The following is a 15,096-nucleotide window of genomic DNA, read 5'->3' as shown; positions in this document are numbered from 1 at the left end:
GCTCGTAACACCATTACCGGTCGCTTTTGGCGATTATGCTTGTCGTGCGCGTCAATTTCCACCCCAAAACAACGATTTAATCCTGTCGCTAAAAATTTATGCATCTCGCATGGGCACACTTTCGCCTAACGCCGCCAAAACTCAGGGTTCAGCAGTGCGATGATCGCCAGCGTTTCCAATCGCCCAAGCACCATGGCCCCGGCAAAGATGATCTTGGTGGCGGTGCTTTGACCGCTAAGTTGTACGCCACCTTCCATGGCCACACTCAAAAGCGGTCCCGTGGTCGAAAGCCCCGCTACCGTCATCACCATCGCGGCCTCAAAGGACACTCCGCTAAGCGCGAACAATGCCGAAAGGCCCGCAATAGATATGGCAAAGAGCATAAAGAAAATCCAAGCCGCCTGCGCGCCTTCGGGATGGACCCGGCGCGATTCCGATTTCACGCCGGCAACTGCGTGTGGCTCAACCAACAACGCCATTTCCTGCCGTCCGTGCCGGTACAGCGCATAGACCCGCAACAGCTTGACCCCACCCGCCGTGGTCGCGACACCGCCCCCCAAAACCGATAGCCCCATCAGCAACAGCCCTGGCGTGGACAAACCGGACCAATACTGCGCCGCTGTCCAACCGCTGCTCTCGAAGCCGGTTGTCGTCAGGAACGAAAGCACCGTGAACATCGCGCCCCATAGCGCCTCTAGTCCCTGCCAAATATCGTCCTCTAGCCGGACATCCAACGCGCCGCTCCAGTGCCGTGCAAACAATGCCAACGGCACGGCAACAACAAAAAACGCCGCTATCCGCAACTCACGATCATCGCGCAGCAGACCAAGATGACCTTTACGCCATTCGGCCGCAAAGGTCTGGCGTGAAACGGCAAATATCAAAAAGAGGAATACGGCAACTTCGCCTGCGCGACCTGATGCCGCCTCCTGCACGCCACCAACCGCCGAAATCCCCGAGGTCGACAGTGTCGACATCGCATGGATCGCCGCCGTCGTCGGATCATCCCCCGCGAGCATAAGGATCAGCGCGAGATTGAGTGTCAAAAACAGGTATATCGGCCCCATTGTACGCGCCGCACGCCACATCCGCACCTCTGGTGAGATAACCTGATCTAACCCAGTCGTCGGACGCGTTTCAGCCTGTTGCCGGCGCGGTGTGCTGACCTCAAAGCCGCCCAATCTCAGGGGCGCCAAAATCGCCACTGCAGCCACCCACATGAACAACCCACCAAGCCAAGCAACAAGCGCGCGCCATACATGCAGCGATAGGGGCAACCGGTCGGGATCATCGAACAAAGTGGCCCCTGTGGTTGTCAGGGCCGACACCATTTCAAGCACCGCGTTGAGATAAGTCGTGTTGCCGACAACCTCCCGGAAGGGGAGCGCCAAAAACAGCGGCAAAACCGTGAACACTCCCGCGATCGACAGCAGTTGAGCCCGCGCGGGCTTGGCGCTTCGGTGGTTGGCCGTGGCCACACCAACCGCACTTGCGATAAAAAGGAGAAACGTACCGTAATAGAAGAAAATCCGCGCCGGTCGGTGATCATCAAGCGCAAGCGCGTGCAGTGCCGGGATATACATCGCCGCGGCACACATGATCCCCATAAGCACAACTAGGGGGATGCGCAGCTCCCAGTTGTCACCATTCGCGCCCTTGCGGCTATAGATTGGCGCGCTCAAAAGAAGTCGATCTGCACCTGCAACAGGCGCTCAACTTCGGGGACATCAGCCGATAGCGCAAAGATCGCCACCACATCGCCCTCATCAATCCGCGTACTACCCGAGGGGACGATCACTTTGCCACCCTTGCTCATGGCACCCATCAGGACACCTTCGGGAAAATCCACGTCTCGCAGTGTCTTACCGGCCAAAGGTGATGTGGATAGGACCTGTGCCTCGATCACTTCGGCCTCAGCATCGCCAATCGAATAGACCGACCGAACCCGACCGTGCCGCACGTGTTGCAGGATCGACGAAACGGTCGTTTGGCGCGGATTGATATAGGCATCAATGTTAAGCGGGCCCATCAAAGGGACCAACGTTGGATCATTCACCAACGCAATGGCCATGGGACAGCCCGTGGCCTTGGCGCGCACGGCCGCCAGCAAATTGGTTTTGTCATCATCCGTGACAACCAGCACCGCATCGGCATTTTCGATCCCTGCCTCACGCAGCAGATCAATGTCCAAACCGTCGCCGTTCAAGACAATGGTCCGCTCAAGCGCGTCAGCCGCGCGTTCAGCACAGGCGCGGTTGCGTTCGATCACACGGGCGCGGATACGCTCAGGCGCTTGTTCGAGCGTGCGCGCCACAGACAGGCCCACGTTGCCGCCACCAATGATCACAACACGCTCTTGTTTGCGTGCCACTTTTCCAAAGATTTCCTGCGCACGCTTGGTGTCGTCACGGTGGACCATGACGTAAATCTGGTCCTCCGCATACAGCTGATCACCGGGTGCGGGCGCGAACAATTGGCCTTGGCGCCGGACACCAACCACAATCGCCCGCAGGGTTGAAAACAGCTCACTCAACTGGCGCAGAGGCGTGTTCAGAACAGGGCAATCCTCATCAAGCGCAAGTCCAACCAGTTCTGCGTCACCTTCAAGAAAACGCGCCGTATCAAAGGCAACCGGCGCGCGTAGACGGCGCAAAGCGGCATCCGCGACCTCCCGCTCGGGGCTAATGATCACATCAATCGGCAGATGTTCCCGTCGGTAAAGATCAGAATACTTGGAGGACAGATAGTTCTGCGCCCGCAAACGCGCGATCTTGCGGCTTACCCCAAAAACGGAGTGCGCGACTTGGCAGATCACCATGTTCACTTCGTCGGAAAACGTCGCCGCGATCACCATGTCCGCATCGCGCGCACCGGCCCGATCCAACACGTCCGGATAGCTTGCAAAGCCGGTTAGCCCCTGCACGTCCAATGTGTCCGTCGCGCGGCGCACCAAATCGGCGTCACTGTCAACAATGGTGACATCGTTGCGCTCCCCCGAGAGGTGCCGGGCAATTTGCCAGCCCACCTGCCCCGCGCCGCAGATAATTACCTTCATATCGGCCCGTATCCCTTGAGCGTTCTGTTTGACCGCGTCAGCATTGATGATGTGGCAGAGACACACGGAAAGGTCAATTGCCAGCCCCAGCACTGCCACGGTATGCTATAATCATGACACGTTTTTTGTTAGCAGTTCCCATTGTTTTAGCCGGCTGCGCCATGCCAATCGAGGCATGGATCAACCCCGGAGTAGAGGCAACGCGCGCCGAAAGAACTCTGTTAAACTGTGAAGCCGAGGCACGGCAGGATTTTCCTGTGGCCATGCAAACCGATTGGAACAGCACCATCACAATCGGCGGACGTTTCTGCGACGACCCCTTCTGTTTTGGCGCGGCACGGGGGCTACCTACCGCACGGCAACGCGATGTTAACGCAGATTTACGCACGCGATCCGTTGATTTGTGCATGAAAGAGGCGGGCTATACCAAAGTCCGCGTGCCCCCATGCCCCGCAAATATCACTCCATTGGAACTTGCGCGGCATCCCAGCTCCACCAACGGCATCTGCCTAACTGATGGAGCCTTCGCATTAGCGCCCTAGGTTTCTTCTTCGACGCGGGCCACACGGCTTCCGGACTTTGCATTTGTGACCACGCCTAGCGACTTCAGCTTGCGGTGAAGGGCTGACCGCTCCATCCCGACAAACGCCGCTGTGCGCGAAATATTTCCACCAAACCGGTTGATTTGTGTCATCAAATACTGACGCTCGAATAGCTCACGCGCCTCGCGCAGCGGCAGGGTCGCAAGACTACCTGTCAGCGTCATCTCACCACTGTCGCCCCCCCCCTCACCGGGGTTCGGCAGTTCGCTCGGCTCAATCGGGCCCGTGCCCTCGCCCAAGATCAAAATCCGCTCAATCACATTGCGCAGTTGGCGCACGTTGCCCGGCCAGCGCAAAGTTTGCAGGAGCGCCCGTGTGTCCTCAGACAACTCCCGCATGGGCAGGCCTTGAGATTTGTGCAGGCTCTCAATGAAGTGCTCAGCGAGTTCCGGAATATCCTCTAGCCGATCCTCAAGGCTGGGCACGTCAATCGGCACCACGTTCAGCCTATGATACAGTTCCTCCCGGAAGCGACCAGCCTTAATTTCGACCTGTAAATCTCTGTTTGTGCTAGAAATGACGCGCATATCGACGCGAACCTTGTCAGAACCACCAACACGTGTGAACTGCTGATCCACAAGCACACGCAGGATTTTGGATTGCGTTCCAATAGGCATGTCCGCGACTTCGTCAAAGTACACAACGCCACCGTGCGCCTGCTCCAACAGGCCCGCCTCAACGCCGCGCTCGCTTGTCTCACGACCAAACAGTACGGCTTCCATGCGCTCAGGTTCAACGCTTGCGCAATTCACGCTCACGAAAGGGCCGCTCGCGCGATTGGAATTCGCGTGAATGTACCGCGCCGCGACTTCTTTGCCGCTACCGGCAGGTCCGCTCAACATGACGCGGCCATTCGAATTCATTACTTTTTTAAGCTGACCAGTCAGTGCCTTATATGCCGCACTTGATCCAATCATCTCAGAATTGGTGACATCCTTGCGCCGCAACTGCGTATTTTCGCGGCGCAGGCGTGATGTCTCCATCGCACGGCCAACAACGACCATCAGCTGGTCGATATTAAACGGCTTTTCGATAAAGTCGTATGCCCCTTGCTTGATTGCGGCTACAGCGATTTCGATATTCCCATGACCCGAAATGATCACGACTGGAATGTCGGGGTTATCACGCCGGACTGTTTTCAGGATATCGATCCCATCCATCCGGCTGTCTTTCAGCCAGATATCCAAAATCATTAACGCTGGCGGATCATCATTAATGGCCGCCATGCATTCGTCGGCGTTTCCTGCGGTGCGGGTCGCAAATCCCTCATCTTTCAGAATGTCAGAGATCAGATCCCGGATGTCCTGTTCATCGTCGGTAATCAGAATATCGCTCATGGTGTCCTCGCTACGTCAACGTTTTCGCCGTCCGACGGCTCTTTGAGCAGGGGCAGCCGGATCACAGCCGCCGCCCCCACATGGGTATTAGAAAACATCACAGGTGCGTCGCGAAGTTCGAGCGTACCGCCATGTTCTTCAATGATTTTCTTCACGATCGACAGACCAAGCCCTGTGCCCTTGTCCCGTGTCGTAACATAAGGTTCGAACAGCCGCGCCCGATCTTCTGGCAGGCCAATTCCAGTGTCTGCAACCGTTATTTCCGCCATTGCATCTGAAACAGAGAGATCGACAGAAACGCCATGCTCATGCCCATCCGGCAGGCCCTTAGTGTTCAGACTCTCAATCGCTTCGCCTGCATTCTTGATCAGATTGGTAAACGCTTGCCCAATCATTGTGCCATCAAACGCCGCCAATACAGGCCTGCTAGGAATAGCGGATTTGATCGAGACCGGGTCCAGCGCAGGCCTTTGCAATACAATCGTATCACGCAGCAGCGCGGCCAAATCGGCTTGGCGACGCTCAGGCTCTGGCATGCGGGCAAACTTCGAAAACTCATCAACGATGCGCCGCAAGTCATTGGTTTGGCGCACAATAACATCTGTATATTGCCGCAGATTATCCCCTTCCTCACCCAGCATGGGGCCAAATTTTCGGCTGACACGTTCAGCGGACAATTGGATTGGGGTTAGGGGATTTTTAATCTCGTGGGCGATACGGCGGGCCACATCCCCCCAAGCCGCCATACGCTGGGCGCTAACCAATTCCGTTACATCATCGAAGGCAACCACATAGCCCTCAAGCTGCCCTTCTTCTCCGCGACGCTTTGCCAAGCGCACAAGCAGGTTTTCTAATTTGCCACCGCGCGTTAAGCGCAACTCTTCTTGCACAGTTTCAGAACCGCTGGCCTTAAGCCTTTCAAACAGCGCCGAAAATTCCGGCACGCAATCCGCCAAAGCCCGGCCATACTGTGCCTCATCCGACAAATGCAAAAGCCGCATCGCCGATCGGTTTTGAAAGTCAATTCGCCCCTGAGCATCAAGACCAATGACCCCCGCAGTCACCGAACCAAGCACAGAGTCGAACAACCGGCGACGTCGCTCTGTCTGCATATTGGTCTCAACCAAAGCATCTCGCTGGCCTTTAAGTTGGCGCGTCATCTGGTTGAAAAGACGCCCTAACATAGCAATTTCATCGTCGCCGCGTTCTTCAATCACACGGACATCCAGATCGCCTTGCCCTACACGCTGCGCAGCGCCCGCCAGCCGCCCAACCGGACGCGACAATCCTTCGGCAAACCACAAACCCAGCCAAACAGCCGCAAGGATCAAGATCAATGCAAAAGCCAAGTAGAGCATCCCAAAGTCAAAGAATAACCGACCACGATCCGCCTCTAGCTGACGATAAAGCTGCACGGTTGCCTGTGTGTCATCTAGTAAGGACAGGATTGCACCATCGACTTCGCGGGTGACATACAGATAGCGATCAACAAATGCATTTAGCTTAACAACGACCCGAAACTCATTGTTTTCTTTATCTTCAACCAGCAAAGGTCGGCCCGACGCGGCCTCTTCCAGTTGCGCGACTGAAAGCGGTTCGAAATCGAATAAATAGCTCCGCGTTCCTCTCGATCGCAGCTCGCCGGACCCATCAATTACATAGGCTTCTTGCAGCCCACGCTGCACGGCTTCCTGACCTTGGGTTAGAATTTGGCGAAGATCAGCATCGCTCAAAAAGAATGTCGATTGCTTTGCGACATTAAGATAGCCCGCTAACCCGCTAGCATCTTGGATTAAATTGTCGCGATGCTCTTGTGCATAGGCCTGTGCTGCATCGACCGAATTGCCCAATGCCAACCGCACACGGTCGGAAAACCACCCCTCAAGCCCGATGTTAATTGTGAACGTTGCGAACACGGCCACAAGCACAGTCGGCACAAGGGCCATGCCAGAAAACACAAACGTCAGCCGCATGTGCAACCGTGAGCCTGCGGACCGTGCACGCCGCGCCGAAACCATGCGCGCGACGCGCATCAACACAAGCGTCGCGACCACCAGAATGTAGACCAAATCAAGAAGCAGCACCCCGCGCAACGCGGCTGCATTGTCCGTGCCTAACGGACCCAAGACCGCAAAGGTGGCAATCACCAGAACTGGGCCAAGCGCCACCAAGCCCAACGTGATCCAAGTCTGCACGCGCCTCTGACGACGCCAGAGCGACATCCGCGACAATAGCCCAATGGACATGGCTTGCGCCATAACCCGCCCTCACCTCAACACGGTCAGCCCCTTGCCTTTGACTGACGACGCGGCTGTTACATTCCCGCCACGTTACATGTTGCTCTTTTACATCAGCTTGCGGCGGCGTGTCACCTGAATTTCAAGCTCAGTTATCTTTTTGCGCAAGGTATTGCGGTTGATCCCCAGCAAATCAGCACATTTAGCTTGATTTCCACCTGTAGCATCCAGCGCAATTTCGATGAGAGGTGCCTCGATTTCGCGCAACACACGTTGATACAGGCCCGGTGGCGGAAGTTGCCCGCCGTGTAGATCAAAATACCGTTGCAGGTGCTTTTCGACTGAAGCTGACAGTTTTTGCGTGTCTGGACCGTTGCCTTGCAGCGCCACGGTCGGAACCGAACCCAGCACCGACTGGACCTCCGAAAGGGTGATTTCCTCGGCCGAACTGGTCGCGACGAGCCGGCGCACCACGTTTTCGAGTTGGCGGACGTTGCCCGGCCAATTGTGGCTGCGCACCGCCGACATCGCGTCGTCCGAAAACCGCCGCACGGGGCTGCCATCTCTCTCGGCGCGGGCGAGGAAATGCATCGCCAAGAGCGGAATATCATCAACGCGTTCCCGGAGGCTGGGCACAGAAAGCGTCACCCCGGTAAGGCGGTAAAATAGATCATCACGAAAAGTTCCGGCCTCAACTTTATCCGCAAGGCTTTGTTGTGAGATCGCCATGATACGCGGCATCGAGTCGCCCAACGCATCCAGCAGCCGCACCAACCGCCCTTGTGTTTCCATCGTCAGATCACCGACCTCATCAAACAAAAGCGAGCCGCCTTTTGCTTTCGCTATGACATTTGAAGGCCCTTCTGACCCTTCGAGATCGACATCACTTGCGACGACAAATGGAAGGGTGCGACGGTCACTAAAATCGTGGATCGCACGCGCGATCAGGCTTTTGCCGGTGCCACTTTCGCCCGTGATCATGACCGTCAGCTCAGTGTTCATCACACGGGCGACCAAGCGGTACAACGCCTGCATCTGAGGCGTCCGGCCAACCAGCGGCAGATCATCCTCTGCCCCCATGATCCCGGCGTCATCCTTCGCAGGCGTCTTGGTTTGACGTGCCAAGGCACGCCCCGCGCGCTTCATTAAATCGGGCAGGTCAAACGGCTTGGGCAGATAGTCATATGCCTCGGCCTCTGCGGCCTGAATGGCGGTCATGATTGTGTTCTGAGCAGAGATCACGATCACGGGCAGACCGGGTCGCACCGCAGTGATTTTAGGAAGCGTTTCTAAACCGTTACCATCAGGCATGACCACATCAGAGATTACCAAGTCCCCTTTCCCCTCTTCCACCCAACGCATCAGCGTCACAAGGCTGGAGGTCGCATGAACCTTGCAGCCGGCCCGGGTCAGAGCCTGCGTGAGAACCGTCCGAATGGTCCGGTCGTCGTCTGCAACAAGAATGGTGCCGTCCATGGTAATTCCTTTGGTCAGTCGTCTTCAATTTTGGGTGCAATGGGCAGGGAAATGCGAAACACGGTGCGCCCGGGAACGGAATCGACAGTGATCCAGCCGCCGTGTTCGGATACAATTTTGGAAACCAGCGCGAGGCCGAGACCCGTGCCGTTTTCCCGGCCTGAAACGAAGGGATCAAAGATGTCATCCATCATCTCTGGCGGAATGCCTGGGCCGTCATCCCTGATCTCAATCTGAAGCGGGACAGCAGCGCCGGTGCCATCTGGTCTGCGGACACGCAACGACAGCTCGTAAAACGTGCGGATAATGATCGTACCGCCGGTGCCCAATACCTGAGATGCGTTTTTCAGCAGGTTCAAAAACACCTGAAGCAGTTGATCCGCATCCGCGAAGGTCGCGGGCAGTGACGGATCGTAGCGTTCCTCAATGATGCAATGCGCTGCGAAACCAACCGTTGCCGATTTGCGCGCGCGGTCCAGCACATCGTGGATGTTGACCGCTTTGCGCTCGGGCGGGCGAAGGTTCCCAAACTGTTCGACCTGCTCCAGCAATGCCACGATGCGGCGGCTTTCCTCAACGATCAGATCGGTAAGCTCCTGATCCTCTTTGGAGAGGTTCATGCTTAACAATTGTGCCGCGCCGGTAATGCCCGCTAAAGGGTTCTTAATTTCATGGGCGAGCATTTCTGCCATCCCAATGGCCGATTTTGCCGCTGTTTGACTGTCTTGCGCGCGACCCAGACGGTCCGCGATTTCGCGCGGCAACAATAGGATGAGCGTGTGACCAGGTATTTCTAGCAGCGGTGCGATTTGTATATCACAAGGCTCAGCAGCTTTGGTCCCGCTCCCGACCTTCACGCTGTGCAACGACAGCGGCGCGAGGCTTTTGCGCACCCGTTCAAACGTCCCATCAAGCGAGACATCGACCGAAACCATGTCCCATACAGGTTTGCCCTCAAGCGAGCGGGCGGAAGCGTTTAGAAATGTCTCCGCAGCGCCATTCACATGACTGATTTCATTGTATTCATTTACAATAAGGGCAGCTACGGGCAGCGATGACCAAAGCGTTTCGGTAGGGTGCACTGTCATGCCGCCTCCAACTGCCCGTGATCGCCCAAGGCGGCGGGTAACAAACGGCGGACTTGTTCGGGCGTAGCGGTCAACACTTCTTTGCGCAGGGCCGCCGGGGTCTGTGCCGTGTCCATGTACCAGCCCAGATGTTTGCGCGCGACTTTGCCGCCAAGGGCCGCGCCATAGAACGACAGCATTTCATCGTAGTGCGCCAACGCGATGTCGCTAAGTCCGTGTTTGAACGCGGCGGCATCGTAGGTCGTGCCCTGTAGGCCAGCCATTATTTCGGCCAAGAGCCAAGGCTTGCCCTGCGCGCCGCGTCCCACCATGACACCCGCCGCCCCAGAAGCTGCAAGCGCCGTCCGCGCCGTTTCTGCATTCACAATGTCACCGTTCGCCAGCACAGGAATATCAACCGCATCAACCACTTGGCCAATCGCATCCCAGTTAGCCTGGCCTTTGTAAAACTGGCACCGGGTTCTGCCATGGATCGTGATCATGCGCACACCCGCAGCCTCGGCCCGGCGCGCCAGGTCCGGGGCATTCAACAGCGCGTCATCCCAGCCCAATCGGGTTTTGAGCGTGACAGGAATATCTACGGCCTCCACCACCGCCTCGATCAAAGTAAGCGCATGATCCAGATCCCGCATCAGCGCAGATCCCGAATAGCCCGACGTCACTTTTTTCGCCGGACACCCCATGTTGATATCGATCCGGGAAGCACCCTGCCCAGCCACGAAGCGCGCCGCTTCTGCCATCCAATAGGCATCTCGCCCGGCCAGTTGCACCGACGTCCCGACCCCGGCCATATCCAATTCGGCCTTTGCACGCGCCTCTGGCTTGGCCTGCACAACTTCTTGGCTCGCCACCATTTCGGACACGACCAAGCCTGCGCCAAAACCTGCAACAAGGCGGCGAAACGGCAAGTCTGTAATCCCCGCAAGCGGGGCCAACGCGACCGGCGATGTCAGGCCGAGTTCTGTTAAGCGTTTGTCCAAAAGATGGTCCTAGAGATGTTTCTTTGGGCGATCTGCCCGAATTCGCAGGTTGAGTTAGCCGCATCCCTGCCGAGTATCAAAGCATTCACCCTCTAAATGCCGCGAAATTCACCAAATGCATAAAAATTAATCGACTTTTACTGACAAACGCACAGGGCATTGCCAGCGATGCGTTGAATAAGTAGCTCAGAGGCAAATGTCGAGGAAAGTGAGGCGGGAATGCAATTGACCGCAATTGTGGTCGCGGCGGGCAGAGGCACCCGAGCGCGAACACTAAAACCCAAACAATATGAGCATGTTGCTGGGCGTCCCGTGCTAGAATGGACGCTGCGTGCGCTTGCGTCACAGGTCGCGGCGATTGTCGTGGTGCGCCATCCGGATGATACGCCGCTTTTTGAGGCGCTCGATTTATCGGCGATTCAGATCCCGGTCATAGATGTAAACGGCGCGGACAGCCGCGATGGATCGGTGCGCGCAGGGCTAGAGGCCGTGCCAGAAAGCACGACACATGTCCTGATCCATGATGGTGCCCGATGCTGCGTCACCCCTAAGGTCATTGAGCGCGTGATCACCGCGCTACACACCACCCCCGCCGCAGCCCCCGCCCTGCCCGTCACCGATGCGCTTTGGACCGGGGTCGATACCGCCCTAGGGGCACGCGTCACCGGCACACAAGATCGCAACGGCCTATACCGGGCGCAAACACCTCAGGGGTTTGAGGTGACTGCAATCCGCGCAGCCCACGCCGCCCGTACGCGGCCCGCCGCTGATGATGTTGAGGTCGCCCGCGATCACGGGCTAGACGTTGCCATCGTGGAAGGCGATGATAACAACATCAAGATCACACACCCGGAGGATTTCGCACGCGCGCATCACCTCCTGAAAGGACCCGCGCACATGGATATCCGGCTTGGCAATGGCTATGACGTACACCGCTTTGGTCCCGGCGATCATGTGATCCTATGCGGTGTCAAAATCCCCCATGACCGGGCGCTTCAGGGACACTCGGACGCGGATGTGGGCATGCACACCGTAACGGACGCGATCTATGGCGCGCTGGCAGAGGGTGATATCGGCCAACACTTCCCCCCCAGTGATCCCCAATGGAAGGGCGCTGCGTCCGAGATATTCTTGCGTCACGCCGTCGAATTGGCCCGCGAACGTGGCTATCGGATTGGCAACGTTGACTGCACGCTGGTTTGCGAAATGCCCAAAATCGGACCTCATTCTGTGGCCATGCGCACTGAAATGGCGCGCCTGATGGGGCTTGAGCTTGGGCAAGTCAGCGTTAAGGCCACCACCTCGGAAGAACTTGGATTCACTGGACGAAAAGAGGGGATCGCCTGCATCGCAACAGTCACCCTGATCGGCCAATGAGCGTGGTGGCAGACGCCATCGCGACGGTGGGCTATGTTGGGCGCCTGCGCCCCGCGCCCGGGACTTGGGGCTCGCTTGCGGCGTTTCCTCTGGCTTGGGGGCTATGGGTGCTCGGCGGCTTGCCTTTGTTCCTGCTTGCCATCCCGTTTGTGTTCGGAGTGGGCTGGTGGGCGACCGAACAGGTCACGCGCGGCAAAGACGACCACGACCCATCCGAGATTGTCATTGATGAAGTCGCAGGCCAATGGATCGCGCTGTTGCCCGTGGCCGTTGGGGCCGCAATGTCCGGCGCTGATCCGCTGGCGATGTGGCCTGGCTTGGTCGCGGCGTTCGTGTTTTTTCGCCTGTTCGACATTCTAAAACCCGGCCCCGTTGGGCTTGCGGATCGGCGCGACGATGCGCTTGGCGTGATGCTTGATGATGTTGTCGCGGGGGGCTTGGCCAGCATGTGCGTGGCGATGGCGGCCGTTGTGGCTCACGGGATCATGTGATGACACCCGAAGACTTGCAAATACTCGTCGCGCGGGGCGTCAAACTTGTCACCGCCGAAAGCTGCACGGGCGGCTTGGTAGCCGCCGCCCTCAGCGACCACCCCGGATCAAGCGCGGTCTTGATGGGCGGTCTTGTTACCTATTCCAATGACGCCAAACAGGCGCTTTTGGGAGTGCGCGCCGAAACCCTCAGCACCCACGGCGCCGTCAGCGAGGACTGCGCGTGGGAAATGGCGATAGGCGCACTCCGCGCCCTGCCCCAAGCGAACTTGGCTGTTGCGATCACAGGGATCGCAGGCCCCGGTGGGTCAGATTATAAACCCGAAGGGCGGGTGTGTTTTGCCCTCGCGCGGCGTGACGGCGTGCATGAAGATGCCCGCGCACAAACAATTGATTTTGGCGCATTGGGTCGTGAACGGGTCCGCTTTGCGGCCCGTGATCACGCGCTTCGGTTGTGCCTTGCGGGCGAAATTCGACACGATCTGGACCTGAAACCCTACGGCTAACCAACTTGGGAAACGTTCCTTCGGTGCCTAATTTTAGGTCAGCCGCGCATTTTCACGCCCCCATAGCGCCTAATTTTTAATCTTTGTTATTTCTGCTCGCGTCATTGCCACCTCGCCTCTTTTTTATGCGGCCCACACGCTGTTCAAGCACCAGATCACAATAAAAAGACCGAGGGACTTTTTCTATGAATGGTGCAGATACCGCTTGGATCATCGTCGCAACGGCGCTGGTCCTCTTCATGACACTACCGGGGCTTGCGTTGTTTTACGGCGGGCTTGTGCGCGCACGAAACGTGCTAAGCGTGTTTATGCAATGCTACGCGATCGCCTGTTTGATGAGCGTTCTGTGGCTGGCGTTCGGCTACTCCATCGCATTTGGCAGCGGCACGAGCGGCTATTGGGGCGGCTTGGACAAAATGTTCTTGGCCGGTGTGACTGCCGATAGCCTCAGTGGGACCCTGCCCGAGGTTCTCTTTTTCGCCTTTCAAATGACCTTTGCGATCATCACACCTGCCCTAATCGTGGGTGCCTACGTCGAGCGGATCGGCTTTGGCTTTGTGTTGGTGTTCTCGGGGCTGTGGATGTTGCTGTGTTATGCGCCCGTGGTCCACTGGATCTGGGGCGGCGGCTTTATGTCCGACGGCGGCATTTTTGGCGACGTTGGCGTGCGTGATTTTGCAGGTGGCATCGTGGTGCACGAAACCGCTGGTCTGGCGGCATTGGTCATCGCGGTGATGTTGGGCGCGCGCAAAGATCGCACCAAACCACCGCACAATCCCGGCATGGTATTTCTGGGCGCCGCAATGCTGTGGGTCGGCTGGTTCGGCTTTAACGGCGGCTCGCAGCTGGCCGCAGATGGTGGTGCGGCAATGGCCCTGACAGTGACCCATATCTCGGCGGCGACAGCATCGCTGACGTGGGCCCTGTGGGAAAAACTGAAGTACGGCACCGCATCGCTTGTAGGTATCGTAACCGGTACGATTGCAGGCCTGGCCTCTATCACACCGGCATCCGGCTTTGTCGGTCCGGTTGAGGCCCTGATCATCGGCGCGGTTGCAGGCATCCTGTGCCAAGAGGCCGTCAACGTCATCCGCAACATGCTCAAGATCGACGACACGCTGGACGTGTTCGCGGTTCACGGAGTGGGCGGGATTTTCGGCACGCTGATGATCGCAGTCTTTGGCGCGGGCGCTTGGGCGGCACAACTTGGTGCGCTGGCCATTGTGGGTGTGTTCACGGTCGCCGTGACAGTGGTTTTGGTCTTGGTCACCCGGATGGTCGCACCCTTGCGCGTCAGTGATGAAGCCGAAGTCACAGGCCTCGATCTGTCGCTGCATGGTGAGCGTGCCTACGACCATTCGTCGTAAGACATCTATTGGGGCGGCGCTGGCCGTCGCCCCAACAGACCCTAGGCGTAAAGTTTTTGCGCGCGCTTCTCAAACGCCGCAACCACACGCAGCATCGCCTCGTTGAAAACAACGCCGATGACCTTTTGCAAAATCGCATTCCGGAACTCAAAATCCACAAAGAACGCGACCTCGCAGCCCCCCTCACAATCTGTGAAATGCCAGTTCGATTTCATGTACTTGAATGGGCCATCAAGATACTCGGTATCGATCTGGAAAGCGTCCGGGTGCAGCACCACCTTGGAGCCGAACTTTTCGCGAAACACTTTGAAAGAGATCACCAAATCCGCCAGCATCACCTCGGACGCGCCCTGCGGCGTGCGCGAGCGAATGCGTGCCGCGGCTGTCCATGGCAGGAACTCGGGGTATTTATCCACCTCCGCCACAAGCGCGTACATCTGCGCGGCGGAATAGGGTAAGGTGCGGGTTTCAGAATGAGTGGGCATGGGGCCATTTCGAGGGTGACAGTGGCGGTGGATGTCGTATCTTTGCGCGGAAGATTCAAGGAAAACCGCACCAAGAGGGGCATAATGGCGCAACC

The 15,096-nt window shown here is 57.6% G+C and carries 13 protein-coding genes; 5 read left to right on the top strand and 8 right to left on the bottom strand.

Going from position 1 to position 15,096, the window contains the following annotated elements:
- Positions 1-125: 125 nt before the first annotated feature.
- Together AC4GMC_RS06300 and trkA are read right to left on the bottom strand one after the other, a co-directional pair.
- Positions 126-1,682 carry a TrkH family potassium uptake protein gene (locus tag AC4GMC_RS06300; RefSeq protein ID WP_487875792.1) on the bottom strand — a complete coding sequence of 519 codons (1,557 nt, stop codon included), beginning with the start codon at positions 1,680-1,682 and terminating at the stop codon, positions 126-128.
- On the bottom strand, positions 1,679-3,055 hold the full coding sequence (gene trkA / locus AC4GMC_RS06295) for a Trk system potassium transporter TrkA (protein WP_487875793.1): 1,377 nt from the start codon (positions 3,053-3,055) through the stop codon (positions 1,679-1,681). The genes AC4GMC_RS06300 and trkA overlap by 4 nt, the downstream gene beginning before the upstream one ends.
- Positions 3,056-3,168: 113 nt before the next feature.
- On the opposite strand from trkA, the gene AC4GMC_RS06290 reads away from it, so the two are divergent.
- Positions 3,169-3,597 carry a hypothetical protein gene (locus AC4GMC_RS06290; RefSeq protein ID WP_487875794.1) on the top strand — a complete coding sequence of 143 codons (429 nt, stop codon included), beginning with the start codon at positions 3,169-3,171 and terminating at the stop codon, positions 3,595-3,597.
- Here the strand turns inward: AC4GMC_RS06290 and ntrX are convergent.
- The 5 genes from ntrX to dusB form a co-directional block, all read right to left on the bottom strand.
- Positions 3,594-4,994 (bottom strand): nitrogen assimilation response regulator NtrX, encoded by a 1,401-nt coding sequence (ntrX, locus tag AC4GMC_RS06285; protein WP_487878939.1) that lies wholly within the window; start codon positions 4,992-4,994, stop codon positions 3,594-3,596. The two genes, AC4GMC_RS06290 and ntrX, sit on opposite strands and share 4 nt — an antisense overlap.
- Entirely contained in the window at positions 4,991-7,240 is a 2,250-nt protein-coding gene (locus AC4GMC_RS06280; RefSeq protein WP_487877654.1) for a sensor histidine kinase NtrY-like, read from the bottom strand. The genes ntrX and AC4GMC_RS06280 overlap by 4 nt, the downstream gene beginning before the upstream one ends.
- A 99-nt stretch (positions 7,241-7,339) precedes the next feature.
- The gene (locus tag AC4GMC_RS06275; protein WP_487877655.1) at positions 7,340-8,707 is read right to left on the bottom strand and encodes a response regulator; all 1,368 of its coding nucleotides are present in this window, start codon (positions 8,705-8,707) and stop codon (positions 7,340-7,342) included.
- A gap of 14 nt (positions 8,708-8,721) precedes the next feature.
- Positions 8,722-9,795: a two-component system sensor histidine kinase NtrB gene (locus AC4GMC_RS06270; RefSeq protein ID WP_487877656.1), complete on the bottom strand. Its 1,074-nt coding sequence runs from the start codon at positions 9,793-9,795 to the stop codon at positions 8,722-8,724.
- The gene (gene dusB, locus AC4GMC_RS06265; RefSeq protein ID WP_487877657.1) at positions 9,792-10,775 is read right to left on the bottom strand and encodes a tRNA dihydrouridine synthase DusB; all 984 of its coding nucleotides are present in this window, start codon (positions 10,773-10,775) and stop codon (positions 9,792-9,794) included. The genes AC4GMC_RS06270 and dusB overlap by 4 nt, the downstream gene beginning before the upstream one ends.
- A gap of 219 nt (positions 10,776-10,994) precedes the next feature.
- Between dusB and AC4GMC_RS06260 the strand changes: the two genes are divergently transcribed.
- The 4 genes from AC4GMC_RS06260 (at position 10,995) to AC4GMC_RS06245 (ending at position 14,516) form a co-directional block, all read left to right on the top strand.
- A complete protein-coding gene (locus AC4GMC_RS06260) occupies positions 10,995-12,152 on the top strand; it encodes a bifunctional 2-C-methyl-D-erythritol 4-phosphate cytidylyltransferase/2-C-methyl-D-erythritol 2,4-cyclodiphosphate synthase (RefSeq protein ID WP_487877658.1) in 1,158 nt (385 codons plus the stop codon).
- Positions 12,149-12,643, top strand: coding sequence for a phosphatidylglycerophosphatase A family protein (locus tag AC4GMC_RS06255; RefSeq protein WP_487877659.1), 495 nt, complete (start codon positions 12,149-12,151; stop codon positions 12,641-12,643). Before AC4GMC_RS06260 ends, AC4GMC_RS06255 begins: the two co-directional genes overlap by 4 nt.
- Positions 12,643-13,149, top strand: coding sequence for a CinA family protein (locus AC4GMC_RS06250; RefSeq protein ID WP_487878940.1), 507 nt, complete (start codon positions 12,643-12,645; stop codon positions 13,147-13,149). The genes AC4GMC_RS06255 and AC4GMC_RS06250 overlap by 1 nt, the downstream gene beginning before the upstream one ends.
- Positions 13,150-13,334: 185 nt before the next feature.
- Positions 13,335-14,516: an ammonium transporter gene (locus tag AC4GMC_RS06245; RefSeq protein ID WP_487878941.1), complete on the top strand. Its 1,182-nt coding sequence runs from the start codon at positions 13,335-13,337 to the stop codon at positions 14,514-14,516.
- Positions 14,517-14,557: 41 nt separating this feature from the next.
- Here the strand turns inward: AC4GMC_RS06245 and AC4GMC_RS06240 are convergent, their stop codons facing one another.
- Positions 14,558-15,001, bottom strand: a complete 444-nt coding sequence (locus tag AC4GMC_RS06240) for a type II toxin-antitoxin system RatA family toxin (RefSeq protein ID WP_487880397.1) — start codon at positions 14,999-15,001, stop codon at positions 14,558-14,560.
- Positions 15,002-15,096 lie beyond the last annotated feature (95 nt).

The sequence above is a fragment of the Thalassobacter sp. genome (assembly GCF_982993085.1).
Note: the sequence above shows the minus strand (reverse complement) of the source record. Positions and strands in the feature narration are given on the sequence as shown.